We start from the raw sequence: 25,663 nt of genomic DNA on the forward strand, positions 1-25,663 counted from the left end.
TTGTGCTGGCTGACTCTCACGACACCATCTACGTGCGCGGTGCCCGCGAAAACAACCTTCGCAACATCGACATCGACATCCCCAAACGACGATTGACCGTCTTCACTGGCGTTTCCGGTTCCGGCAAGAGCTCGCTGGTCTTCGGCACGATCGCCGCGGAATCGCAGCGCCTCATCAACGAGACGTACTCCGCGTTCCTGCAATCGTTCATGCCCAACCTCGCTCGCCCCGAGGTCGACCTGCTGGAGAACCTCAGCGCGGCGATCGTCGTCGACCAGGAACGCATGGGCGCGAACTCGCGGTCGACGGTCGGCACCGCTACGGATGCCTACGCCATGCTGCGGATCGTGTTCAGCCGACTCGGTCAGCCCTATGCCGGCCCGTCCTTCCACTTCAGCTTCAACGTGCCGCAGGGCATGTGCCTCACGTGCGAGGGCATGGGCAACGCGACGTCGATCGACCTCGACCAGCTCTACGACAAAGACAAGTCCCTGCGTGACGGCGCCATCACCATCCCTGGCTACACCGCCGAAGGCTGGCAGGTTCGGATCTACAGCGAAAGCGGCTTCGTCGATCCCGACAAGAAGATCCGCGACTTCAACGACCAGGAATTGCACGACTTCCTCTATAAGGAGCCGTGCAAGGTCAAGGTCAGCGGCATCAACATGAGCTACGAGGGGCTGGTCCCCCGAGTGCAGAAGTCGTTCCTGACCAAGGACCGCGAGGCGATGCAGCCGCACATCCGGGCGTTCGTGGACCGCGCGGTCACGTACACCGAGTGCCCGGACTGCGGCGGCTCGCGCCTCAATCAGGCCGCTCTGGATTCGAAGATCGACGGCATCAACATCGCCGACGCGTCGCGCATGCAGATCAGCGATCTGGCGGACTGGTGCCGCGGACTCGCGGCGGCTCCGGCGACAGGAGGACGCCCGAGCATCGCAGGGAGCACCGCAGCGAAGCGAGGAGCGGACCGAGGAGCGGAGGAAGGACGGGTCGCCTATGCATCAGTCGCACCGCTCATCGCGACCCTGCTGCAGACGCTCGACTCGTTCGTCGAGATCGGGCTCGGCTACCTCTCACTCGACCGACCGTCCGGGACGCTGTCCGGTGGTGAGGCGCAGCGCGTCAAGATGATCCGGCACCTCGGATCGAGCCTCACCGACGTGACCTACGTCTTCGACGAGCCGACCGTTGGTCTGCACCCGCACGACATCCAGCGCATGAACGACCTCCTCATCCGACTGCGCGACAAAGGCAACACCGTGCTTGTCGTCGAGCACAAGCCGGAGACCATCGCCATCGCCGACCACGTCGTCGACCTCGGGCCCCGTGCGGGCGTGCACGGCGGTGAGGTCTGCTTCTCCGGAACCGTGCAGGACCTGCGCTCGAGCGGAACGCTGACGGGCAAGCACCTCGACGATCGCGTGCAGCTCAAGTCGACGGTGCGAAAGCACAAGGGCAAGCTCGAAATCCGCGGCGCAAGCCAGCACAACCTCGTCAACGTGGACGTCGACGTTCCGCTCGGCATACTGTGCGTCGTCACCGGGGTCGCCGGTTCGGGCAAGAGTTCGCTCATTCACGGATCGATCCCCGCATCGTCGGGAGTGGTCTCGGTCGACCAGTCGGCGATCCGCGGATCCCGCCGCAGCAATCCGGCGACGTACACGGGCCTGCTCGACCAGATCCGCACCGCGTTCGCCAAGGCCAATGGCGTCAAGCCGGCCCTCTTCAGTGCGAACTCGTCGGGCGCCTGCCAGAACTGTTCCGGTCTGGGCGTCGTGTACACCGACCTCGCGATGATGGCCGGCGTCGCGACCGTGTGTGAGGAATGCGAGGGCCGCCGCTTCCAGCCGGAGGTTCTGCAGTACACCCTCGACGGCAAGAACATTCACGAGGTGCTGTCGATGTCGATCGGCGCCGCGACCGAATTCTTCAGCGGTGGCGAATACAAGAAGGCGCACGCGATCCTCGACCGGATGAACGATGTCGGACTCGGTTATCTGGGCCTCGGACAGCCGCTCAACACACTGTCCGGCGGCGAACGCCAGCGCCTCAAGCTCGCGATTCACATGGCGGACAAGGGCGGGATCTACGTCCTCGACGAGCCGACGACGGGTCTGCACCTCGCGGACGTCGCACAGTTGCTCGGATTGTTGGACCGACTGGTCGACGCCGGTAAGTCGGTCATCGTCATCGAACATCACCAGGCGGTCATGGCACACGCGGACTGGATCATCGACATGGGTCCGGGCGCCGGGCACGACGGCGGCAAGGTGGTCTTCGAAGGAACGCCACAGGCTCTCGTCGAATCGGGCGGGACACTGACCGGCGAACATCTAGCGACTTACGTGGGGGTCTGATGCGGGACGTTTCAGAGGTGTGGAAGTCAAGCCGGCTCGGTTCGGTCGGAGCGAAGCTCTACGACTCGGTGATCGAGAAGGAGTCGCTCGCGGTGCCACTGTCGCGCGTCATCTTCGGCACCGATTTACGCAAGGTGTACGCCGCAATGGATGTCGTTTGCGACGTCCCGAACGGTACGTCGATCCTCGATGTGCCGTGTGGCGGTGGGGTCACCATGCGTCGTCTGCGCCGCGATCAGCACCTGCGATACGTCGCGGCCGACATCTCGCCGGTCATGCTGGATCGCGCGCGAAAGGTCGCCGCGGAAAGCGGGGTCAGCGCGGAATTCGTCGAAGCCGACGTCGTGAACATGCCGTTCTCGGATCGCGAGTTCGACTTGATCGTCTGCTTCAACGGATTGCATTGCTTGCCCGACCCGGGCGCAGCCATCGCCGAAATGGCTCGATGCCTGCGCCCGGGCGGGCGCCTCATCTCTTCTTTCGTCGCGAGAGGCGCAGTGCGTCGCGCAGATGCCTATGCGGCAACGTTGCGGGCGGCTGGCGTGTTCGGTCCGTCCGGCACGAACGCCGACGCCCGCACCTGGCTGTCGTCTGCCGGTCTCGTCGTCGAGAAGTTCGAAAGCTCAGGAGCTTTCGTTGTTTTTGAGGCGCGAAGCAGCTATTAGGCCGGCATCGCAATCGCTGGCGCGGCGAGCACGCGGCGGCGACGGTTCGCCCCACCACGACTGCGGAGCTTCACGTTCGCCTCGACGAGCACATTGTGAATGAACCCGTACGAGCGACCTGTGGTCTTGGCAAGTGAGCGAATGCTGGCACCTGCTTCGTACTGCTTCTTGAGTTGATTTTGTAACCGGTCACGAGTCTTACCGGTTACGCGGGAACCGCGCGGGAGCGTGGGAGTTGGGGCCATCGCCGTCCTCCAAGTGGGCAGAGCAGGGGGGAATGTGCATTTAACGTAGGCGCTCCCACAACGATGCTCAACCACTTCTGGAACGCACGGAACAGACGGTTCAACTGAGGAAAATGTGGCAATTGAGGTTTGAAATTGGAGATCGTTGCGTTGCCGCCGAATTCGCGTCAAAGAATTCGAAAAATGTTGCTGCACAGCGAATTTTGCGATTGAATTCGCAATTACCCACGCGATCATTGTTTCCATGGCATCATTTTTCGCGATCTTCATCGGGTCAACGAATGATCAACTCGGTGATCTCGTGATCAGTCTGTGGCCAAAGGTCTGGATCATGGACTCGTGAGTGTGAACCGACGGATTCCGTGGCCAACGTGGACCGCCGTGTTCGGCACGATTCTTCTGATCATGGTCGCGTGCGATGACAAACCGGACAATCCGTCCGGATTTCCGCCCGCCGCCGGGGCCGAAATCCCGGACGTCGAATTCGACGCCGCGGGTCGACCGGCCGACCAACTCCAGGACTGGGCCAAGGATCTGACCGGCAAGGTCCACATCCCGATCACCGCCCTCGAGGCCTACGCGTACGCCGCCGCAGCGGCCGGCCAGACGTCTCCCGACTGCGGAATCAGCTGGACGACGCTCGCCGGAATCGCGCGAACCGAGAGTCAACACGGCCAGCACGACGGCGCGAAGATCGCCGCAGACGGCACCATCCGGCCCGGTATTCGCGGCATCCCACTCGACGGACGCGCAGGCGTTCAGGAGATCCGCGACACCGATCGCGGCATCCTCGACGGCGACAAGAAATTCGATCGCGCGGTCGGGCCGTTTCAGTTCATTCCGTCGACCTGGATCCGCTGGGGCGTCGATGCCAACGGCGATGGCCGCGCGAACCCGGACAACATCGACGACGCGGCACTCACCGCAGCCCGCTATCTCTGCGCAAACAACCGAGACCTGCGCACCTCAGAGGGCTGGCAACAGGCGATTCTGTCGTACAACAACTCGATGGATTACGTGCACACGGTGCTCGGACGGGCGAACGACTACGCCAAGGAATCGGTTGACTGACGCGCAGACACGGGACTTCGGGAACAATGAGCGACGTGATTCGACTCAACGATGGTCACACGATGCCGGGCATCGGGATCGGGCTGTACAAGGTCCCGCCCGAACAAGCTCGTGACGTCGTGCGCAACGCGCTCGAGATCGGATACCGCAGCGTCGACACCGCGGCCCTCTACGCAAACGAAGAAGGCGTGGGTCAAGCCGTGCGGGACAGCGGCCTGGCCCGCGAGGACGTCTTTGTCACGACCAAGCTGTGGAACGACAGCCACGGCTACGAGAACGCACTGCGCGCGGGCAAGGAATGCCTCTCTCGCCTCGGCCTCGAATACCTCGACTTGCTGCTCATTCATTGGCCATGCCCCGCGCGCGGCCTCTACTTCGAAACATTTTCGGCAATGCAGAAGCTGCGCGACGACGGCCTCGTCCGCTCGATCGGCGTCTCGAACTTCGAGCCCGAGCAGATGGACAACCTCCCCGAACTACCGGTGGTCAATCAAATCGAACTCCACCCGCTGTTCAATCAACACGAGCTCCGTGCGTACAACGCGGTGCACGGGATCGTGACAACCGCATGGTCACCGCTGGCGCGCGGGCGGCTCACCGACGTTCCGCAGATAAACGCAATCGCCGCGGAGGTCGGGCGCACGCCGGCCCAGGTGATCCTGCGGTGGCATCGGCAGCTGGGCAATGCCGTGATCCCGAAGTCCGTGACACCCAGCCGAATGCGCGAGAACTTCGACCTCGATTTCGCACTCACCAGCGACCAGATGGCCGCGATCGGGGCGCTGAATCAGAACCACCGCATCGGCCCGAACCCCATGACGTTTCCCGGATGAACCTCAACGGAAGCGCATACGACGTCGACGGCATACGCCTGGAGATCCCCGCCGGTTCACCCGTCGTGACACTCCAACTCGGCCGGGGTCTCGACATCTATGAATACGAAGTGACCGCCGAGAATCACGTTCTCTGGCACACGGATTGCGCGGTCGCGGAGATCGACGTCGAGAACCTCGGTTCGCCGTCCATCTCGGCCGATTGGATCGAGCTCCCCTCGCCGGGCGCGGGTGTTCGCATCGACGGACTGACGCACGCGATTCGAGCCATGCGCTTCCGCATCACGGACCGCATCGAGTTCGAATTCCACTTGGACGACGGCCTGCTGACCTGGCGGAACGGCTTTCACCTGAACGGCCGGCCGGTCGCCGTCACTCGCGCTGACTGACTCAGCGCCGCGCGTTGTCGGGATCGAGTTCGTCGAGAAGTTCCTGCATCACCGAGCACGCCGCGTGAAATCGCTCTGTCCCTACGATGTCAGCCCAGCGAGCTTCGATCTGCGCGACCCGGTTGCCCGCATCAACCATCAGATGCCGGCCACGTTCGGTGAACACGATGAGCTTCGCTCGGCCATCCGACGGGTCTGGGCGACGCTCGACGTAACCGAGTGAGGCGAGGTCGTCGACGAGCTCCGCGGTCGCCGCGAGGCTGAGCTGGGCGCGACCCGCGATCTCGGTCAGACGTGCGCCGCGCGGCCCGAGATTGCCGAATATCTGCAGGTGCGGGTCGCGAATATCGCCGTAGCCCCCGGCTCCCCGGGGTTCGGACAGCTCGCGCCGAAACTCGCGCAGGAGTCGAACGAGCAACTGCCCGACTGCCTGGCGATCCGGAGGAAGACCACTTGACGTTGGCACCATAGCGGGATAATACTTCGGTTACCGAAGCTTCGGTAACCGAAGTAAATGAGGAGGGTTCGATGTCCTCGCTGATTCCCACCAGCCTGGGCCGCTTGTTTGTCACCGACACCGGCTCCGGCCCCGTGACGGTGCTGGTCCACAGCCTTTTCGTCGATCAGGTGTCATGGGCGCTGGTCGTCGAGTCCCTCGCTCCCGGCCGTCGACTGATCCTCATCGATGCACCGAATCACGGTCGAAGCGAACCTGCCGACCGGGATTTCACCGTCGAAGACGCAGCGCGAGCGGCCGCTGAAGTCCTCGACCATCTCGGCATCGCTGAGCCCGTCGACTGGGTCGGCAATGCCCTCGGCGGACACATCGGGATCGTGCTCGCGGCAACCCAACCTGCGCGAATTCGGTCCCTGGTGACAATCGGAACTCCGGTGCAGTCGCTGAGCTTCCGCGAGCGCTGGACCCAGTGCGTTCCGCTCGTTCAGGGGTATCGCCTGCTCGGGTCGCATCGCATGCTCGTCAAGCCGTTGGCCAACGCACTCCTCGGTTCCGATGCCATGGCCGCACAGCCGGATCAGGCGAAAGCGACGATGGATGCATTCCGCAACGTGGATCGCCCAGCGATGCTGCGAGCCATGCGGTGCTTCATGCTCCAACGTCCGAGCCTCGATAACCTGCTGCCGAAGATCACCGCACCGACCTTGATGATCGCGGCCGATCGCGACCCCACCGGTTGGGTCCCGGCCGACGCCGAGAAGGCAGTGGCTGGGATGCCCAACGCGAGCGCAGTCGCCGTCAAGGGAGCAGGCCATATCGCACCGCTCCTGCTGGAACCGGATCGCATCGCCGAGATTCTCCAGGACTTCTGGGCTCACTCGGCCAATCGAACTCCCTAGACGAACTCCACCAGACGCGCTGCGACGTCGTCCGGAGACGGCATCGCAGCGATCTCCGCGGCGATCTTCTGCGCGCGTGCCCGATAGTCGTCGCCAAGGAGTTTGGTGACACTCTCGCCGATCATCTCGGCATCCGGCACCGTGATGGTGAGACCTGCACCCGCGTCGCTCACGGCTGCGGCGTTGATGAATTGGTCGGCACCCTGCGGAAGGAACAGTTGGGGAACGCCGGCACCCAGCGAGGCCAGAGTGGTTCCGGAGCCGCCGTGGTTGATGACGACGTCGGCATGCGGCAGGATTTCGGCCTGCGGAACCCATTGTTGTGCCACGACATTCGGCGGTAGATCACCGAGAACGGACACTGGCATGCTGGGGCCGGTGGCCACCAGAACACGGAATCCATGAGTCGACAGACCTTCGAGGACCGCGCGGAAAACATCGGGTGAGCCGAACGCAGTGCCCAAGGTGAGGTAGATCAGCGGCCCGCTCCCTTCGGTGACGATCCCCGGCACAGCACCTGGTTCAGCAAAGGGCACGGGCCGTAGGAGGATTCGGGGCACCGCCGGATCGAGGTCGTCCGGCTGGAGCGAGGCCGGATAGATGTCGATCAGCGGCGTCCGGCGCACCGAATCGACGCACGCGTCCCCCAACACCTCGCGGACCGCCGGACTGAGCGCGGCCCACGGATTACCAACGCTTGCGTGGCCGCGGCCGAAGCCGTGGCGCACCGCCTTTACACCTGCTGAGAGGCCGGCCAGCGCTGCGCCGGGATTGCCTACCTCGGCGACGACGAGGTCCGGCGCGAACTCGGCGATCACTGGTTGCAAAGCCTGCACCTGCGACAACGGGATGATCTCGCCGAACACCGTGCGGATCGCACGTTCGCGCACGTCGTCGGACATTGTGCGCGGGTCGACGGGCACGTTCCCGACTGCGCGGGCAAAGGCTTCGCGGATACCGAACCCGACAGCCGTCGAGTTCAGCCCCGCCGATCGCAGCGCTTGACTAGCGGTGTCGCCGGCCGCGAACAGAACCTCGTGGTCGGCACGAACGGCAGCTTGAGCGAGTGGGATGAGGGGAAATACATGACCGAAAGCGTCGAGGCTCGAGAAGAGAATCCGCACCGAACCGACATTAGCTACGCGAGCTGAATGAGCTCCAGATAGTCCGCGGACCAGTGGTCCTCGGTACCGTCCGGCAACAGGATGACCCGCTCCGGAGACAGCGCCTCAGCCGCACCCGGATCGTGCGTCACGAGAACGACCGCACCTTCGTAGCTGCGCAGCGCGTCCAGAACCTGCTCGCGTGAGACGGGGTCGAGGTTGTTGGTGGGCTCATCGAGAAGCAACACATTCGCAGCCGACGACACCAGCCCGGCGAGCGCGAGACGCGTCTTCTCACCACCGGAAAGAGTGCCGGCCGGTTGATCGAGCTGCGGACCCGAGAACATGAACGCACCGAGCAGGCCACGCAGGTCCTGCTCCCCCGCGTCCGGCGCCATGTGGCGAATGTTCTCCCACACCGATGCGTCGCCGTCGATCGTGTCGTGTTCCTGCGCGAAGTACCCGACCTTCAGGCCGTAACCCGGCTCGAGCTTGCCGCCCTCCGGGGTTTCGACACCCGCGAGAACCCGCAGCAGGGTGGTCTTTCCGGCACCGTTGAGGCCCAAGACGACGACGCGGCTCCCCTTGTCGATCGCGAGATCGACGCCGGTCCACACTTCGAGCGAGCCATACATCTTCGTCAGACCGCTCGCCATGAGCGGGGTCTTGCCGCACGATGCGGGATGCGGGAAGCGGATGCGCGCGACCTTGTCGGCGACGCGAACGTCGTCGAGTTGAGCGATCAACTTGTCGGCACGCTTGGCCATGTTCTGCGCAGCGGTCGCCTTGGTGGCCTTCGCGCCGAGTTTGGCGGCCTGCTTGTGCAACGCGGACGCCTTCTTCTCGGCGTTCGCCCGCTCGCGGCGACGACGCTGCTCGTCGGTCGCGCGAGCGTCGAGATAGCGCTGCCAGCCCATGTTGTAAATGTCGGCCTCGCCGCGGACCGCGTCGAGGAACCACACCTTGTTCACGACATCACCAAGCAGTTCGACGTCGTGGCTGATGACAATCAGTCCACCGTCGTGCTGCTGGAGGAAGCCGCGCAGCCAGGTGATCGAGTCGGCGTCGAGGTGGTTCGTGGGCTCGTCGAGCAGCAGGACGGTGTCCGAGCGGCCGCCGCTGCCGTCGGAAGCGGCGAACAGAATGCGCGCCAATTCCACGCGGCGGCGCTGACCACCAGAGAGTGTCCGAAGAGGTTGTGCGAGCACCCGGTCGGGGAGCGCCAAACTGTGGCAGATCCGTGCGGCTTCGCTTTCCGCGACATAGCCGCCGAGTGAGGAAAATCGCTCTTCAACCTGTCCGTATTCGCGGATCGCGCGGTCTCGCTCGGCGTCGTCCACGAGTTCGGCCATGAGAACGTGCAGTTTCTCGAGCTTGCGCAGAAGGCTGTCGAGGCCGCGCGCCGAGAGCACGCGATCCTTCGCGAGCACGTCGAGGTCGCCTTCGCGCGGGTCCTGCGGAAGGTAGCCGAGATCGCCAGACCGCACGACGGTCCCGGCATACGGTTCGCCCTCACCAGCGAGAATGCGGAGCGTCGTGGTCTTGCCGGCGCCATTGCGGCCCACGAGACCGATGCGGTCCCCGGCCTGCACGCGTAGCGCCGGGCCCGGCGCTGTCAGGAGAGTCCGGACACCGGCGCGAACCTCGAGGTCGGTGGCGGTGATCAAACGAAACTCCTGTGGGTTGGGCCAAGGGTCGATTCTACCGGCGGCGACGGCGTGCCCAAACCAACGAAAGTCTCGGCTACCGCCGGCGCAGGTGTGCGCGCCACCGACTCGGCGACATACCGGTCCACCGCGTGAAGGCGTGCGTCAAGCTCGCCGTCTCCGCATAGCCGAGACGCACGGCAATTGCATCGATCGTCATGTCGTCGGCTAGCAGGCTCTCGGCGAGGGTGCGGCGGACGTCGTCGACGAGCGCCCGGAACGAGGTGCCTTCTTCGGTCAATCGGCGCCGGAGCGTCCGGGGGTCGAGGTGGAGTTCGTCCGCAACGGACTCCATGGACGGAAAGTGACTGGGATCGTGCAGCAGTCGGCTGCGGACCTGACCGGACACCCCGACTCGTGCGAGTCGTCGATCGAGCAACTCGGCGCACTGTCGCTCGAACAGTCTGGCCATGTTCGGATCTGCCTGCGGCAGCTCGGCATCGAGCATTTCACGAGGGCCGGCGATCCGGTTGAGTGTCTTGTTGGGCCGCACCTCGGCCGTTGGCGACCACGTCCGGACCAGGCGTTCGGCACGGTCTTCGCCAAGAGTGGTTTCGAACCAGTCCGGGGACAGCAAGACGTTGGCTCCCTGCAGCACCGCCCCGATTCCGGCGAGGTCACGCTCGACGATGAACGATCGCACATCAGCGGGGATGTCGCTGTCGTCCGCGACGATGTAGGAGCGGGTGTCGTCCACTTCGGCCGACAGTCGAACGTGGGACGGCGAGAGCGCCAGGTAGGGAGCAATGCGCTCGATTCCCTCGCGGACGGTCGCACTGGCGAGAAACGTGAAGCCGACGATCCCGGCGCGGCCGAAGGTGCTGAACAGCCCGATCTCAATGCCCTGACCTGGACAATCGCCGAGCTGGCCAATGATGTTCCGCACAACGGCGAACTCCTGGTGGGGCCAGATCTCCGCGGTTTCGTCGACGAGGTCCGCTTCCGTCAATCCGGTACCCGACAGAAGGTCGGCAGTGGTCATGCGTCCGGCGACGCCCTTGGCCATGATCCGGACACCTTCGGTCCCCCGAGGCACTGCCCAGGCAGGTGCAACTGCGGCAGCCATTGTCCGAAAATATCAAATGTCCGCCCGAAGCGAACGTTCATCTGGGGATTCAACGTCCATAGCGTTGATGTCATGAACGCCACCGCAGTCGTCGCCCCACAGACCACCCTCGCCACCGAACTCCAGGACCTCTACGCGAGGACCAAGGCCAAGGTCGGCGACGAGGATCTCACCCACATCCGGGCCGTCGCCGCCTACGCGGACGCAATCAACGCGCGGCGCCGGGAGCTGGTGCGCTCCGGCACCCCCAAGGCGATGAGCCGGGCGGTTGTTCTCGAGATGCTGTACCGACTCCTCCAATTCTCCGAGCTCGGCCACAACATCATCCACGGGTCGTACGACCATCTGCCGAACGCGGGCGAATTCCATTCCGACCGCTACCAGTGGGACTTCAACGTCGACATCGCCGAGTGGAAGGTGATGCACCACGAGGGACATCACCCGAACACGAACATCGTCGGTCAGGATCACGACCTCGGGTACAGCGTCGTGCGCGCTCATGCCGGACAGGACTGGTTGGGTCACCATGCGCTGCAGCTTCTGCTGGTCGGCGCGGCCACGCCGTTCGTCTCCCAGGTGGCACCGTTCGTCGTGACCAATGCGGCCCGACAGATGAAGAACTCACCGTTCTTCAGCCTCGACACCCTGAAAGTGCCGGCGGGGGTCGCTTACCGCGACACGGTCCGCCGACTCATCACCGAACCCCGCGCGGCGGGTGCCCGATTCCTGCCGACACTGCTCGGCAATCACGTCGGCGGAGTCGCCGGCTACCTGGCTGTGCTGTTCCTGGTCATCATCGAGCACCACGCCGGTGACGTCGAGGCCTTCCCGGACCCAGGCCCGGACGAGACGCGCGATGAGTACTACTCCCGGCAGATCCGAGCCACTCGCAACTTCCTGCCGAACGAGAGGCTCGACTCGATGTTCAAGCAGATCCTCGAGGAGGAGGTGCCGTACGAGAAGCGGCCGGACTTCCGAATCTTCTACGGCGGCTTGGACACCCACGTCGAGCACCATCTGTTTCCCGATCTGCCGCCCAACCGGCAGCGCGAGATCGCGCCGCAGGTCAAGGAGATCGCTCTCCGATATGGCCTTCCTTTCCACGAGACGCCGCTTGCCGACACCGCCGGGCTGATGGTGCAGGCCCTCACTGGCCTCTCGATTCCAGTCGGGGAACGCGAACATTCGAGCGCCTGGCGATTGGTGAAGCAGCCGTTCTCGCTCGCCCGGCGGGTTGTCGCCGGCGCAAAGTATCGGCTCCTCCCCGACAGCCCGTACCTCGACAAGCCGCGCTGGTACAACGTTCCGGCCCGAGTCGTCGCGACGCAGCAGCTGGCCGGTGGCCGGGCACGGCTCGTCCGTCTCGAGAAGCCCCACGGCTGGGATGACGTGCGGTGGGACGCGGGAGCCTTCGTCTCGCTTCGCGTCGAACACAACGGCGAAGCACTCGTGCGTCAGTACAGCCTGGTGAACGACAGCGACGGCTCGGACACGATGGACATCTGCATCAAGCGGGTCGACGGCGGCCGGGTGTCAAACCAGCTCAACGACACGTTGCAGCAGGGCACGTACGTGACGCTCGTCGGTGCGCCGACGTCGACCGGCGGACTCGTCATGCCGGAAATGCCGCGCAAGTCGCTGTTCATGGCCGGCGGCGTGGGAATCACCCCGATCATCAGCCACCTGCGCAAGATTGCCCGGAGCGGCGACCCCAGCGACGCCGTCCTGCTGTATTTCAACCACGACAAGCAGTCGACACTCTTCGAGCGCGAGATCCGAGCACTTGGCAACCAGCTGGGTATCCGGGTGCACCTGTTCGAGGGTCTGCGGCCGTCCGCGCTGCTCCTCGGTCGACTCGTTCCCGACGCGAACGAGCGTGAGACTTTCGTGTGTGCCCCGACGGGACTCGTCGATTCGGTGCGCGGCTACCTGTCCGACCTCGGGCAGCCCGCCGAGCTGTTCCACACCGAATCGTTCACGCCGCCCGAGCTGGTTCGGCCCGTTGACGACGGCCGCCGGTACACGGTGAACTTCCGGCGCAGCGATCGCAAGGTCGAGATCGACGGCGCGACGACGCTGCTCGAAGCCGCGAACCGCGCCGGAATCTCGGTGCCGACCGGTTGCCGCCGTGGCCTGTGCCGAGCGTGCGTGACGCCGAAGTTGAGTGGCACCACGCAGAACGAGGACGCCGAGGTGGGCGTCAACCGGATCACCGTGTGCGACAGCCTCGCCTGCTCGGACATCGACCTGGATCTGTGAGCGGCCCGCTAACCTCGCCCATGTGAAGAGTCCGGACGTCGTGATCGCAGGCCTGGGACCGGCGGGCCGGGCTCTCGCCCACCGTTGTACACAGCAGGGACTCGACGTTCTCGCACTCGACCCGCATCCGTACCGCCGCTGGACTCCGACGTACGCCGCCTGGGCGGACGAACTTCCCGCCTGGCTCGCGGACGACACGATCGCCACACGGGTGGAAAAGCCGGTCGCCTGGACGACTCGTGAACATGTTCTCGATCGCCCGTACGTCGTCCTCAGCACTCCAGGCCTGCAGGAATCGCTCGATCTCGGCGGCGTCAAGGTCGTGCAGGATCGGGTCGCGGAGGTCGCCCGCAACCACGTCGTTCTTGCTTCCGGGGCCAAGGTCAAAGCCGGCTACGTTGTCGACGCGCGTGGTGCGGTCCGATCGGCGTCCATCCCGGAGCAGACGGCGTTCGGCGTTGTCGTAGATCGTGACCGCGTCGTGAAAGCTCTTGGTGGGCACGAGGCCTGGTTCATGGACTGGTGGCTCGACAACGGCACTCGACCCGCCGAGCCACGATCCTTTCTCTACGTCGTTCCCCTTGACGACAACCGCGTGCTCCTCGAAGAGACGTGCCTCGTCGGCAGCCCGGCCCTCGATCTCAAAGAGCTTCAGCGCCGACTGCAGGTTCGTCTCGCCCTCCGCGGGATTCATCTGACCGGCACGGAGGCCACCGAGAAGGTGCGCTTTCCGGTGCTTGCGCCGACGCCCTCGCTACGCAATAACCAGGCGTTCCGCTTCGGATCGCGGGGTGCCCTGATGCACCCGGGTACCGGCTACAGCGTCGCGACTTCGCTCGCGCTCGCAGATACCGTCGCCAGTGCGATCACCGCCGAGGAGTCGCTTCTGCGCACCGTCTGGACGCCGTCGGCGAGAGCAGTTCACGCACTCCGACTCGCGGGCCTCCGGACGCTCCTCAAGCTCAAGCCGCATCAGACCGCGAGCTTCTTCGCGTCGTTCTTCTCACTGCCCGTCGACGTGCAGCGGACGTACCTCAGTGAGCGCGACAATCTGCCCGGAATGACCCGCGCGATGGCCCGCGTTTTCGCCGATCTGCCGATGTCGCAGCGCCGAATCGTCATCGCGGCAACGATGTCGGCCCGTCGATCAGCGGGGAACGACTCGCACATCTGATCATCGTTAGCCATGATGGAGATGTGCGAGCAATCTGGAAAGGTTCGATCGCCTTCGGGCTCGTCAACGTGCCGGTGAAGGCGTACACCGCAACCGAGGACCACGACATTCACTTCAATCAGGTCCACGGCAAGGACGGCGGTCGTATCAAGTACGACCGAAAGTGCTCGGTGTGCGGTGAGTCGGTCCCTTACGCCGATATCGACAAGGCGTACGAGGACGAGAACGGCGATCGCATCATCGTGACCGACCAGGACCTCTCGAAGCTGCCCGCCGCCGAGAAGCGGGAGATCTCCGTTCTCGAGTTCGTGCCGACTGAGCAGATCGACCCGATTCTGTTCGAAAAGACCTATTACCTCGAACCCGACTCGATGACACCCAAGGCGTACGTGCTCCTGTCGCGCACGCTCGAGAACACGGACCGGACCGCGCTGGTCCACTTCACGCTGCGCCAGAAGACGCGCCTGGCGGCCCTGCGGGTGCGCAACAACGTGCTCGTGGTGCAGACGCTCCTGTGGCCGGACGAGGTTCGGGCAGCCGAGTTCCCGGCACTCGACGACGTGAGCGAACCGCGCGCGAACGAACTCAAGATGGCCGAGACGCTCGTCGAGAGCATGTCGGGCGACTTCGACCCGGCCGAGTACACCGACGACTACCAGGTTCAGCTCAAGAAGATGCTCGACGAGAGCATCAAGGCCGGTGGCCAGAAGGTCATCCCGGCCGAAGAGGTCGCCGAAGGCGAGGAGGACGCCGAGGTGGTCGATCTTGTCGCGGCCCTGCAGCGGAGCCTCGAGCAATCGTCAAAGAAGAAGACCGGATAACACTGAATACGGACATTTCCGACAGGTTCGCGTAAACCGCAAACATCTGGCGTCGAGGAACGAAACCCTACTTCGGTGTTCTTCTTCATCGCCCGCATGCTGGGTGTGGAGCATCGCCGAATCAAGATCGAAACGTCGCTCACCAGTCGACTCCGCAAGATGCTGCTGTTCCTGCTCTTGCTCATCGCGCTGCACGTCATCGCGATGCTCGTTTTCGAACAGGCCGCTCTGCACAAACGTGGCGACGAAAGCAGCCTCGAAGTCTTCGTGAACTCGGTCTGGCTCACGCTGACCACGGTCCTCACGATCGGCTATGGCGACATCTCCGCCGCCACGATCCCGGGCAAAGTGGCGACCATGCTGCTGCTCTACACGGGCGCGGTGTTCATGGTCGCCAACGTGGCGTCGGCCGCGGTCGAGATGCGTCTGGAAAAGCTCACCCGTATGCGTGACGGCACGTGGAGGTGGAAATTGCGCGACCACATTCTGATCTTGAATTCCCCCGCGAAAGAGTCCGAGCGATATTTCGTTTCGCTCATCGAGCTACTCCGGCGCGAACGCGAATTCACCAACATCCCGGTCATGATCCTGACCGAGCGCTTCACCAACGGACTCCCGGACGGCCTGCGCGATCTCGGGGCGGTGTTCTATCACGGGTCCCCACACGATCTGAAAGCCCTGCAGAGCGCCGGCGCGGACAAGGCGAAGTACATCGTGCTGCTCGCCGAGGAGGAGACTCATCCCCGGTCCGACAGCCTGAACTTCGACGTCCTGCTCGAACTGCACGAGACCTACACGAACGCACGCATCATCTCCGAAGTCGTGGAGGATTCCTCGCGCGAGCGCTTCCGCCGATTCGGTGCGCATCGCATCGTCCGGCCGGTCCGCTCGTACCCCGAGTTCATCGTTCGCGCGCTCGCGTGCCCGGGTTCGGAAACCGTCGTCGAGGACATCCTCAGCAGCGAAGGCAGCGTCACGCAGCGTTTCAACGTGCGCATCGACAACCGCCGTTGGGCCGACATCGGCGCGACGATGCTCTTGAAGGGCTACGGCACGGTACTCGGTTACGTCGACGAGCAGCGAAAGGTCGTCTCGAACCCGGCGCCGCTGCATCCGGTCTCGGGTCGCGGGCTGTTCGTGCTGGTCCGGACCGATAATCCCCCATCGCGATCGCAGGTCCAGGCGGCCATCGACGGGCTGGGCGTGGAAGCCCGGTGAAGCTCGTCGTCCTCGCGGCGATTCTCGCCGTGATCGGATACGTGGTCACATCCGTTGCTGTGGCCGCGATGTTCCGCCCGATCACCTTTCGGGGCATCCCGCCGATCTTCGGCTGGCGTGGTCTCGTACCCGCCAAGGCGTCCGTGATCGCCCACCGGTTGGTCGAGCAGATCATGACGCGGGTCGGCACGATTCGCGATGTGTGGGACCACGCTGACCCGACGCGGATCAGCGAACACCTGGTTCTTTCGCTGCGTCCGCGAATGCCCGAGATCGTGGAAGATGTGTGCCTCGACGCCGACGCCACGCTGTGGGACATCCTGCCCGACGACGTCAAGACATCGATCTACACGCGACTCGACGAACGCATGCCCGAGGTCATCCCGAAGTTGCTTGGTGAGATCGAGGAGAACCTCGACGACCTCGTGAGCATCGACTACATCACCAAGGTGCACCTCATCGATCAGCCCGGTATGCTCGTCCGCTTGATCGAGCACGTCGGCCACAAGGAGATCCTGTTTCTCAAGCGCGTGGGGCTGCCGATCGGCATCATCGCGGCGCTGGGATCGCTCATCGGGAACACGACGCACCAGCCGTGGTGGGTCGACGGCATCGCCGCCGCAACCGTGTTCGCCGCCGGCGCTTTTCTGGCGATCCAGGTGGTCTTCGCGTGGCCTGAGCTGGGCAAGCTCGGACCGTTCACCTTCCATGGCCTGCTGTACCAGAACCAGGACAACGCCGTCCGAGTCGCGACGCGGATCTTCACCCGCGACATCATCACGGTGTCGAACCTCGTCCGCGACACCCTTGAGGGTCCCAGCGGACACCAAACCCGCGAGATCATCCGGCGCCATGTCACTCCGCTTGTCGAGTACGGGATGCAGCCGGCGATGCGGATCATCAAGAAAGAACGTTCGCGCGAGCAGGTCGCCAGGCTCATCGACGACCTCACGGACGCGGCGATCGACCAAGCGCTCGAGCCCCTGCACGAGCCGACGTTCAATCGCGAACGTCAGATCGTGCTCGAAGACGTCTTCGTGCACAAGATGCTCGACCTCACGCCGACGCAGTACGGCGCCCTCATCCGCCCGGCGCTCGGCGGTTACGAGTGGATGTTGATTCCGGTCTGCGCGGCCGCCGGGTTCATCGGCGGCGCGGCAGCCTTCCTATTCGAGATCAACAATCCCCTGCTCTGAACTCAGCCGAAGAACGCGTCGATCGCGTACTGGTCCGGCCGGTGGTAGGTGCGCACGATCTTCCCGTCCCGAACCTCGTGGGCCAGCAGCTCCACGCAGTCGAGCGTCCGCCCGTCGCGTTCGGCGAGCACGCGCTGAACCTGGACCGCGCCCCAGTCGCTGCCCAGGATCTCGATGAGTTCGAGGCGAAGAGTGCCGCCGCTGCGAACGAAGGAGTCAGCGAGAAACCCGACGATCTGCTCTGGTCCGGTATAGGTGCCGGCAACGGGCGAGGTCCCGGGCAGTTCCCAGACCGCGTCGTCGGCGAAGCACGAGCCGACGGTGTCGAGGTCACCGCGCTGGAATGCCTCGACCATCGTGCGGACGAATTCGACGTTGGAAGAAATTGTGTGCATTGGAATCTCCTTGGATTGTTCTTTCGGACATCCCCAAGGTTCCTCGGTGGACCCACCGGCGGGTACCCGCCGATCGGCGGGTTTTAGCCCAGAGGAACGCCCGCAGCTGGTGGGCTGCGGGCGCTGTGAGCAATTCCGGTCGGTAAGTCAGTTCAGGTCAGTAAACAAGTCCTCCGTTCGGTGCGATCGTGAAGCTTGCGTTCATGTTCGGGAATGCCGAGTCGATGTTGCTGCTGAGGTCGTACCGGTGGGCGAAATATCCGCCGACCTGGGTGCCGTCCGTGGAAGCGCCTTGCGGGGTGTTGTTGGCCTCGAAGGTGGCGATCGTGTTGGTGTTCGGAACGCCGTAGTTGACGACTGCGGTAAATCCATCCCAATCAGTGACCGACGCGGTGACGATCTCGCTCGAATGCGGCGCCAGGGTGTCCTGCGGTGCGGCGATGAAGTCACCGGACGAGGTGTAGTCACCGGTGAGGGTCATCGTCTGGTCGGTGTCGTTGTAGATCGTCATGGCGATCGTGTTGCCGTCGGTCGGGAGGGTTCCGGCGGATGCGATGCCGGCGGCTCCGATTCCGGCGCCGATGACAGCAAGGCCGATGAGCGGGGTGGCGATGAGGGTCTTGGTGTTCATGTCAGTGGTCCTTATCGGGAGAAGTTCTGTGCCGGTGTATTCCGGCGATGCATTAACTTTCCCGCGAACCGTCGCCTCGCCTGATCGGCCGAAAAGGCCCTCTACGAGGGGAAACCCGGCTCCCCCAATCGGTGGACACGGGCGAGCGCAGCAAGCCGGGTCCGGTTCTCCGAACCGGTCTTCGCCAGGAGCGATTCGACGTATCCCTTGACCGTGCTCGGCGACAGATAAAGCTCGCCGGCGATGTCGGCGTTGGTCAGACCGCGTTCGACGAGCTTGAGAACGTCGACCTCACGGCTGGTGACCCCAAGCCGCGCGAGCCCTTTGGGCACATCGCTCGAACCCCTCCCGGCACGGCGCTGCGGCCCTCCGGCCTTGCGCGCCAACGCTCGGCTGGCACGAGATGCCCGGCCGAAACCGTTGGCGAGAAACCACGTGTCCGCGTCCGTCAGCCACGCAGCCGGTTCACCCCATCCATCGCGAAGTGCCGCCTCGGCCACGATCCGCAAGGCCAGCGCTCGATAGCCGGCGAAAGCGGGAACGCGACGGAATCCTTCTGCGGCACGGTCATATTCGTCGTTCGCGCCCTGGCGATTTCCGTCCCGGCCCTGAGCCACGGCAACCGCAAGGTGCCAGATCGCATCCACCCCGGGGAGGACGCGAAGATTGCGGGTGTCCGTCTCCTCGCGTGCCCGCACTCCGCCGTCGCCTTCGAGGTCCCACACGGTGGCGAGCAGCGGCCACAGGTACCACGGCGGCAGCGCGACCTGATTCGGAGCTGCGCGTAGGTGATCGATCGCCTTCTGCCAGTACGTCGAGGCCGCGGTTCGGTCCTCATCGAGGAGAGCGGCCAGCCCGATGCAGGTTCCGGTCGCCACCCCGAGAACCTCGGCATCGCCATCGGCGAGCGCGATCGCCTTCGCTGCGGAGTCCGCGGCCTCGTTGCGCGCCCCGGCAACGGCCTGCGCCTGACCGATGAGAATCCACGCCCACGCTTCCTGAAGTCGTGCTCCCAGAGAAACTGCGGTCGCGCGAACGCGGCGTGCGGCGTCGATCGCCTGCTCACTTTCGAACCGCACACCATGCACGGCCGCGAGATGGAAGTCGACAGCGGCGAGCAGTCCCGGCGCACCCGCGGCGAGCGCCGCGTCCCGCGCCCGGTACAGCGGTTCGACAACCAGGTCCGTGAGCTGATCGAGAGTCGCCAATTCGTGGTGGGCACGGGCCTGGCGAAGCGCCGAGCCACCGAGTTCGGCTTTGCTGAGCGCCAGTTCGAACCAGGATCTGGCCTGATCGAGATCGTCGAGCCGGGCGATTCGGCCGAGCACCTCGGCGGCTTCGCACACCGACGTCGTGTCCGCGTTCGCTTCCACCACTCGTTTGGCCAACGCTGACGCCTCGCCCAGGCGACCACACTCCAACGCCACGAGTGCGGCGAGACTCCTTGCGATTGGCGGGAATTCGTCGTTCTCCCGGAGCGAACGCACCATCGCGTCGGCCTGCGTCCAACGGCCGGCGTTCGCTTCCGCGCGAGCGACCGCCAACCGAACGCGTTGTTGGCGTTCGGTGTCCGCCCCCAGAGCCGGCAATTGCCGCATGAGTCGCATGCCTTCGCGGGATGCCCGGTCGGCATCGCCGGCCGCAGCCAGCGCGTCGGTCAGATGCTCGCGAATCTCGATGAGCTGTTCGGGGTTCGACTGCCCCGCAAGGGCACGGTCGAACAGTGCGATCGCCGCGGCGGTCAAGCCTCGTCCGAGCGCCTCCTCACCGGCAGCGCGATACCACTGGCTGGCTTTGGTCGATTCACCGGCGATCTCCGCCATCGCCGCGGCCGACTCGAAATCGCCACGCGATTCATGAACGACCGCCAGCACCGACGCCGTCCTGGAGACCCTCGTTGGATCCGCCAAGGCCAGAACCGCATCGACAACGAGCGCGTGCATGAATTGCACCGTCCCCGTTCCGGGCTCGCGTTCGAGAAGGCCCAGCGCGTGTCCGCGATCGAGAACTGCGGCCACCGCTTCGGGCGTCGCCTCGAGGGCCATGGGGAGGATAGACCGATCGAAGCGGCGCCCCAGCAGCGCGGCCGCTTCGAGAGTGTCGCGCTCCGGCACCGAGAGTCCCTCGAGCCGAATGCGGACGGTGTCGATGATCGTCGGGGGAACCACGACCGCGGACTGCCGGTAACGCCACGATCCGCGGTCCTGTTCGAGGTCACCCCGGACGGCAGCGACGCTGAGCATCTCCTCGATCAACAGCGGGACGCCCTCGGCACGACTAGCAAGATCGAGCAAACCCGGCGGGATGTCGGGTGAGCCCAAGCAGTCGGCGACCATCGCCGACACCGAGGCCGGGGCGAGCGGCGCGAGGTCGATCAATTCCAGGGCGCGACGCTGGCCGAGGCGATGGATCGTCGACAGTGCGTCGCAATCCGGGCGAAGGGTCGTGATCAGCGCAAATCCGGCGGCGGGTGCCGCGTCGGAAAGGTACTCGACGACCTCCACCGTCATGGGGTCGGCCCAGTGGAGATCCTCGATGACGACGGCAGCCGGTGCACGACGACCGCAAGCGCGCATCAACGCGAGCACTGCCTCGCCCATCGTCATCGCAGTCAGTGGCTCTGCCGTGGAGTCGTCCGGCTCCGCGGATACCAACGCGTTGATCGGCCGCCGGAGCCGTGCCAATTGTGGCGACTCCGGATCGGCGCCGCGACGCAGGAGCCCGAGGCTCACTTCGCGAATCGGTCGCAGCGCCGCGACGGGCGGCGGAACACAACGGCCGATGACACAGCGCGCCGGGTCGACCGCAGCGGCCCGGATGAGAGCCGACTTTCCGACCCCAGCGCCGCCGATGATGGCGACCGAACCGCCTCTCGCCGGCGCGGCATCGACCACGGTCGCGATCAGCCCAGTGGCCGATTCCCGGCCGACGACCGATCGCGCGCGCATAGGTCAAGTAAATAGACGAATTTCCGCCTCGTGCCAATCCGCTGGCCGCGCCGCTCCGAATTTCACACGTCGCCTGCCCGGAATCCCACCCGACCCGGGCGGTCGACTGCCCGGCTGGTCGAAATCTGAGACTGACCAGCCGGGCTTCCCAAACGGAAGGCCACATCGTGGAAAGAATTGCCGTCATCGGCAGCGGAGTTGCGGGACTGACCGCCGCCTGGGCATTACGGACCACCGCGAATGTCACGCTCTTCGAGGGTGACTCACGTCTCGGCGGCCATGCTCATTCGCATGTGATTCCCCGGCCGGACGGTAGCAGCGATGTCGTCGACACCGGTTTCATCGTCATGAACTTCGCCACCTACCCCACGCTGGTGCGGCTGTTCTCCGAACTCGGCGTGGCGACCCAACCGGCCGAGATGTCGATGTCAGTGTCGTGCGGCGGCTGTGGCCTCGAGTATGCGGGTGCACGGAAATTAGCCGGACTGTTTCCCCGCCGGAAGATGGTCCGGAACCGCGCATATCTGAAGATGCTCACCGAAATCCCGCGCTTCCACCGCACTGCGCGGGAATTGCTTGCCTCGAGCGATCACTCGGATCAAACGTTGGCCGAGTTCCTCGACCGCCACGGATTCAGCCAGTACTTCATCGATCACTTCGTCACGCCGCTCGTGGCGTGCGTGTGGTCGTGCCCTGATGTCGTGGCGCTCGACTATCCCGCCCGCTACCTGTTCTCCTTCCTGAACAACCACGGCATGCTGCGGATCTGGGGATCGCCACAGTGGCAGACCGTCGTGGGCGGTTCTCGCGAGTACGTCAACCGAATCGCCGAACAGCTTCCGGACGTCCGACTGAACACGCAGGTCGTCGGTGTGACCCGCCACTCCAGGCGCGTCGAGGTTCAGGTTGAGAGCGGTCGCTCGCAGTCCTTCGACGCCGTCGTCATCGCCACGCACGCCGACCAGGCGCTCGCGCTGCTGTCCGACGCAACCGCTCTCGAGAAGGAGGTACTCGGCGCATTCGAATACTCCCCGAATCCCGCGCAGCTGCACTCCGACGAATTTCAGCTCCCGGTGAGCGACCGGGCGCGCGCGTCGTGGAACTACCGGAGCTATTCCTGCGGCACTTCGATCAGCGACCCGCCGACCATCACGTATGACATGAACCGGCTCCAACAGATCCCGACGTCTCAGCGTTACCTCGTCAGTCTCAACGCTTCCGATGACGTCCATCCGGCGTGCATCCACGCGGAGATGAACTACACCCATCCGCAATTCACGCCGACCTCCGTGGCCGCACAGCGACGGCTGCCTGAACTCACCAGTGACCGCGTCGCGTTCGCGGGCGCCTACCACGGGTGGGGATTCCACGAGGACGGCGCTCGATCCGGCCTTGCCGCCGCGCATGCCCTGGGGGCGAAATGGTAGACAGCGTCCGCTTGTACCGAACTCGGATCTTTCACCGACGCCTGCATCCGGTCGAGCACGACTTCACCTACCGGGGCTATTGGTGGCTCGTCGACGTCGACCAACTCGACGCGCTGCCCCCGTCCGTGCGATTGGTGGCACGGTTCGAACCGCGTGACTATTGCGGCGATCCCACCGCTCCGATCGGCGCCAACGTCCGGGCATTTCTGTCCCGACAAGGCGTGGACCCAACCGGCCTCACGATCAAGATGCTGACGACACCTCGCCAATTCGGCTACTCGTTCAACCCGATCACCGTCTTCTACTGCCAGCGCGTGGACGGCGAACCGGTCGCGGTGATCGCCGAGGTCCACAACACCTACGGGCAGCGGCATCGCTACCTCTTGCGTCCGGACGAGCATCACCACGCAGAGACGCGCAAGGAACTCTTCGTGTCGCCTTTCTACGACACCTCCGGCGAGTACCACATTCAGTCCCCTGTGCCGAGCCAGTCCCTTGTGCTGACGGTGAGCCTCCATCGGAGCGGTGAGCCGCCGTTCGTGGCGTCCGTGCTTGGCGACCAGGTCGCCATCACGCCCCGCACGATCGCGGCTGCACTCGCGGTCGGCACTTCACTCCTCACCAGCGCCCGCATCCGTCGCCAGGGAATCAGTTTGTGGCGCAAGAAAATTGACATCCAGCCTTACCAGAACGCCAAAGGAATCCACAGTGACTGACACCATTGCGTCCATCCGAGAGCCACAGTTCATCGATCCGGATCGGTGGCCGGACGTGTCGACGGTGCCCGCTGCAACGTGGCGTACGCCGATCGCGCGGATGATCATGAAGAACGCGGTGAAGAATTTGCCGATGCGAGTGCGTCTCGCCGGCATCGGAACGTGGGGCGCCGGGTCGATCGCCGACCCGATGATGGTCGTGATGAATCCGGCAGCGTTCTTCGCTCGCCTCGGAAACAGTGGACTTATCGGTTTCGGCGAGTCGTACATGGCAGGCGAGTGGACGACCACCAACGCAGACGTGCTCACCGATTTGGTCTCCGTGCTCGCCGACAACGTCGCGAATCTCGTGCCCGCATCGTGGCAGCGACTGCGCAGCCTCGCCGTCCGACGTTCGCCCGTCGAGACGCGAGACTGGCGGCAGGCCGCGCAGGAGGACATCGCCGCGCACTATGACCTATCGAACGACATGTTCGCCGCATTCCTCGATTCCACGATGACCTACTCGGCCGCGTTGTTCGACGACGAGACCCGCACGGACTGGTCCGACCTGACTGCTGCGCAGCACGCGAAGATCGACCGACTGCTCGACGAGACCGGCGTCGGGGCCGGTACGGAACTCCTCGAGATCGGGACGGGCTGGGGTGAACTCGCGATTCGTGCAGCACGTCGCGGTGCGCGGGTCACCACGGTCACGCTGTCCGAGCAGCAAGCGATCCTGGCCCGGCAACGAGTCGAGGAAGCCGGCCTGGCCGACCGGGTGGACATCCGACTGCAGGACTATCGCGATGTCACCGGGACGTTCGACGCGATCATCTCGGTCGAGATGATCGAAGCTGTCGGGTACGACGAGTGGCCCACGTACTTCCGCGCACTGGACCGCTTGCTCACTCCTGGCGGGAAGATCGGACTGCAGGTCATCACCATGCCGGACGACCGTCTCGAAGCAACACGGAACACCCACACCTGGATTCAGAAGTACATCTTCCCCGGCGGGCTCTTGCTGTCGACCGAGGCGATCGATCGGACGATTGCGGCACACACCGCGCTTGCGGTCCGAGACCGACTGTCGTTCGGTTCGCACTACGCCACGACGTTGCGCCTGTGGGAGGAACGGTTCGACGCGAACTGGGAGCACCTGCGGCAGCTGGGGCTCGATGAGACCTTCCGGCGGATGTGGCGGTTCTATCTCTGCTACGCCCGAGCTGGATTCGCCACCGGATACCTCGACGTACAGCAGTACGTGATCGAGTCGCGGTGAATCTTGCACTGATCGGCGCGGCCAATCTGCTGGTCGTGAGCGTCGTCTTGGCTTTGACGTTCATGGTCGGCGAGCGCCTTGCGCGGCACAACGTCGTCGACGTGGCCTGGGGACTCGCGTTCGCGGCGATCGCGATCAACTCCGCGGTGCTCGGCGCAGGCGATCCGGCCCGAAAGTGGCTGATCGCCGTGCTGGTCACCGCATGGGGGCTTCGGCTTGCGGTCCACCTCGCCGTCCGCTCGCAGGGACATGGCGAGGACCCGCGATATGAGGCCTTTCTCGCGAAGTCTCGCCTCCCGCGCCGCGTCGGCATCATCACGCGCGTCTATGTGCTGCAAGGCGTCCTCATCTGGGTCATTTCCGTGCCAGTCCAGTTGAGCGCGACACTGTCCGGCGAAATGCCCGCGTGGGCGATGATCGGTGTCGCACTGTGGCTGGTCGGCCTCGTGTTCGAAGCCGTGGGCGATGCGCAACTGCGTACCTTCAAGCTCGAGCCCGACAACCAGGGTCGCGTCATCGACAGCGGCCTGTGGCGGTACACGCGACACCCGAATTACTTCGGCGACGCGTGCCTGTGGTGGGGTCTCTACCTCGTGGCTCTCACGGCGGGCCCGATCGTGCTGGTCACGATATTTGCGCCGATCGTGATGACGACACTCCTGGTCCGGGTCTCCGGAAAGGCACTCCTCGAACGGCATCTGGAAGGTCGACCCGGCTACGCCGAGTACGTTCGCCGCACCAGTGGCTTCATCCCGTGGTGGCCACGTCGGGCCGCCTCATGATGCAGGCCACGTCTAGCCAGTCCAGTTAGTCGAAACTGGAC

The 25,663-nt window shown here is 64.7% G+C and carries 23 protein-coding genes; 15 read left to right on the top strand and 8 right to left on the bottom strand.

Features of this window, described 5'->3' with window-relative positions:
* The first annotated feature begins 2 nt into the window (after positions 1-2).
* Both F600_RS0120505 and F600_RS0120510 read left to right on the top strand, forming a co-directional pair.
* A complete protein-coding gene (locus F600_RS0120505; RefSeq protein ID WP_018162527.1) occupies positions 3-2,360 on the top strand; it encodes an ATP-binding cassette domain-containing protein in 2,358 nt (785 codons plus the stop codon).
* Positions 2,360-3,025: a class I SAM-dependent methyltransferase gene (locus F600_RS0120510; protein ID WP_018162528.1), complete on the top strand. Its 666-nt coding sequence runs from the start codon at positions 2,360-2,362 to the stop codon at positions 3,023-3,025. The genes F600_RS0120505 and F600_RS0120510 overlap by 1 nt, the downstream gene beginning before the upstream one ends.
* On the opposite strand, the gene F600_RS31315 is transcribed toward F600_RS0120510, so the two are convergent.
* Positions 3,022-3,270 (bottom strand): helix-turn-helix domain-containing protein, encoded by a 249-nt coding sequence (locus F600_RS31315; protein ID WP_026306771.1) that lies wholly within the window; start codon positions 3,268-3,270, stop codon positions 3,022-3,024. The genes F600_RS0120510 and F600_RS31315 overlap by 4 nt on opposite strands.
* 339 nt (positions 3,271-3,609) lie before the next feature.
* Between F600_RS31315 and F600_RS0120525 the strand changes: the two genes are divergently transcribed.
* From F600_RS0120525 to F600_RS0120535, 3 genes are read left to right on the top strand one after another with little or no spacing between them, the layout of a single operon-like run.
* Positions 3,610-4,341 (top strand): lytic transglycosylase domain-containing protein, encoded by a 732-nt coding sequence (locus F600_RS0120525; RefSeq protein ID WP_018162531.1) that lies wholly within the window; start codon positions 3,610-3,612, stop codon positions 4,339-4,341.
* Between the two features lie 26 nt (positions 4,342-4,367).
* Positions 4,368-5,174 carry an aldo/keto reductase gene (locus F600_RS0120530; protein WP_018162532.1) on the top strand — a complete coding sequence of 269 codons (807 nt, stop codon included), beginning with the start codon at positions 4,368-4,370 and terminating at the stop codon, positions 5,172-5,174.
* Positions 5,171-5,563, top strand: coding sequence for a hypothetical protein (locus tag F600_RS0120535; RefSeq protein ID WP_018162533.1), 393 nt, complete (start codon positions 5,171-5,173; stop codon positions 5,561-5,563). The genes F600_RS0120530 and F600_RS0120535 overlap by 4 nt, the downstream gene beginning before the upstream one ends.
* Position 5,564: 1 nt before the next feature.
* Here F600_RS0120535 and F600_RS0120540 read toward each other — a convergent pair whose 3' ends face one another.
* Positions 5,565-6,032, bottom strand: coding sequence for a MarR family winged helix-turn-helix transcriptional regulator (locus F600_RS0120540; protein ID WP_018162534.1), 468 nt, complete (start codon positions 6,030-6,032; stop codon positions 5,565-5,567).
* 59 nt (positions 6,033-6,091) lie between these two features.
* On the opposite strand from F600_RS0120540, the gene F600_RS0120545 reads away from it, so the two are divergent.
* Positions 6,092-6,919: an alpha/beta fold hydrolase gene (locus F600_RS0120545; protein ID WP_018162535.1), complete on the top strand. Its 828-nt coding sequence runs from the start codon at positions 6,092-6,094 to the stop codon at positions 6,917-6,919.
* Here F600_RS0120545 and F600_RS0120550 read toward each other — a convergent pair.
* From F600_RS0120550 to F600_RS0120560, 3 genes are all read right to left on the bottom strand, one after another.
* The gene (locus F600_RS0120550) at positions 6,916-8,043 is read right to left on the bottom strand and encodes a glycosyltransferase (protein WP_018162536.1); all 1,128 of its coding nucleotides are present in this window, start codon (positions 8,041-8,043) and stop codon (positions 6,916-6,918) included. The two genes, F600_RS0120545 and F600_RS0120550, sit on opposite strands and share 4 nt — an antisense overlap.
* A 14-nt stretch (positions 8,044-8,057) precedes the next feature.
* Positions 8,058-9,689 carry an ABC-F family ATP-binding cassette domain-containing protein gene (locus tag F600_RS0120555; RefSeq protein WP_018162537.1) on the bottom strand — a complete coding sequence of 544 codons (1,632 nt, stop codon included), beginning with the start codon at positions 9,687-9,689 and terminating at the stop codon, positions 8,058-8,060.
* A 76-nt stretch (positions 9,690-9,765) separates the two neighbouring features.
* Positions 9,766-10,794, bottom strand: a complete 1,029-nt coding sequence (locus F600_RS0120560) for a helix-turn-helix domain-containing protein (protein WP_026306772.1) — start codon at positions 10,792-10,794, stop codon at positions 9,766-9,768.
* A 72-nt stretch (positions 10,795-10,866) separates the two neighbouring features.
* Here F600_RS0120560 and F600_RS0120565 point away from each other — a divergent pair, with 72 nt between their 5' ends.
* From F600_RS0120565 to F600_RS0120585, 5 genes are all read left to right on the top strand, one after another.
* Positions 10,867-13,053, top strand: a complete 2,187-nt coding sequence (locus F600_RS0120565; protein ID WP_018162539.1) for a fatty acid desaturase — start codon at positions 10,867-10,869, stop codon at positions 13,051-13,053.
* 22 nt (positions 13,054-13,075) lie between these two features.
* Entirely contained in the window at positions 13,076-14,227 is a 1,152-nt protein-coding gene (locus F600_RS0120570) for a lycopene cyclase family protein (protein ID WP_018162540.1), read from the top strand.
* A 23-nt stretch (positions 14,228-14,250) separates the two neighbouring features.
* Complete coding sequence (gene ku, locus F600_RS29220) at positions 14,251-15,048, top strand: non-homologous end joining protein Ku (protein ID WP_018162541.1); 798 nt, start codon at positions 14,251-14,253, stop codon at positions 15,046-15,048.
* Positions 15,049-15,123: 75 nt separating this feature from the next.
* Positions 15,124-16,266, top strand: a complete 1,143-nt coding sequence (locus tag F600_RS0120580; RefSeq protein WP_018162542.1) for an ion channel — start codon at positions 15,124-15,126, stop codon at positions 16,264-16,266.
* Positions 16,263-17,462: a DUF445 domain-containing protein gene (locus F600_RS0120585; protein WP_018162543.1), complete on the top strand. Its 1,200-nt coding sequence runs from the start codon at positions 16,263-16,265 to the stop codon at positions 17,460-17,462. The genes F600_RS0120580 and F600_RS0120585 overlap by 4 nt, the downstream gene beginning before the upstream one ends.
* 2 nt (positions 17,463-17,464) lie before the next feature.
* On the opposite strand, the gene F600_RS0120590 is transcribed toward F600_RS0120585, so the two are convergent.
* The 3 genes from F600_RS0120590 to F600_RS0120600 form a co-directional block, all read right to left on the bottom strand.
* A complete protein-coding gene (locus tag F600_RS0120590; RefSeq protein WP_018162544.1) occupies positions 17,465-17,857 on the bottom strand; it encodes a nuclear transport factor 2 family protein in 393 nt (130 codons plus the stop codon).
* 157 nt (positions 17,858-18,014) lie between these two features.
* On the bottom strand, positions 18,015-18,488 hold the full coding sequence (locus F600_RS0120595; protein WP_018162545.1) for a hypothetical protein: 474 nt from the start codon (positions 18,486-18,488) through the stop codon (positions 18,015-18,017).
* A 101-nt stretch (positions 18,489-18,589) separates the two neighbouring features.
* A complete protein-coding gene (locus F600_RS0120600) occupies positions 18,590-21,436 on the bottom strand; it encodes a helix-turn-helix transcriptional regulator (protein WP_018162546.1) in 2,847 nt (948 codons plus the stop codon).
* Between the two features lie 167 nt (positions 21,437-21,603).
* Between F600_RS0120600 and F600_RS0120605 the strand changes: the two genes are divergently transcribed.
* The 4 genes from F600_RS0120605 to F600_RS0120620 are packed head-to-tail and all read left to right on the top strand — an operon-like array spanning position 21,604 to position 25,622.
* A complete protein-coding gene (locus F600_RS0120605) occupies positions 21,604-22,863 on the top strand; it encodes an NAD(P)/FAD-dependent oxidoreductase (protein ID WP_018162547.1) in 1,260 nt (419 codons plus the stop codon).
* Positions 22,857-23,579, top strand: a complete 723-nt coding sequence (locus F600_RS0120610; RefSeq protein ID WP_018162548.1) for a DUF1365 domain-containing protein — start codon at positions 22,857-22,859, stop codon at positions 23,577-23,579. Before F600_RS0120605 ends, F600_RS0120610 begins: the two co-directional genes overlap by 7 nt.
* Positions 23,572-24,840 carry an SAM-dependent methyltransferase gene (locus F600_RS0120615; RefSeq protein WP_018162549.1) on the top strand — a complete coding sequence of 423 codons (1,269 nt, stop codon included), beginning with the start codon at positions 23,572-23,574 and terminating at the stop codon, positions 24,838-24,840. The genes F600_RS0120610 and F600_RS0120615 overlap by 8 nt, the downstream gene beginning before the upstream one ends.
* Positions 24,837-25,622: a DUF1295 domain-containing protein gene (locus F600_RS0120620; RefSeq protein WP_018162550.1), complete on the top strand. Its 786-nt coding sequence runs from the start codon at positions 24,837-24,839 to the stop codon at positions 25,620-25,622. Before F600_RS0120615 ends, F600_RS0120620 begins: the two co-directional genes overlap by 4 nt.
* The last annotated feature ends 41 nt before the right edge of the window (positions 25,623-25,663 follow it).

The organism is Smaragdicoccus niigatensis DSM 44881 = NBRC 103563 (assembly GCF_000380645.1).
Lineage (GTDB): Bacteria > Actinomycetota > Actinomycetes > Mycobacteriales > Mycobacteriaceae > Smaragdicoccus > Smaragdicoccus niigatensis.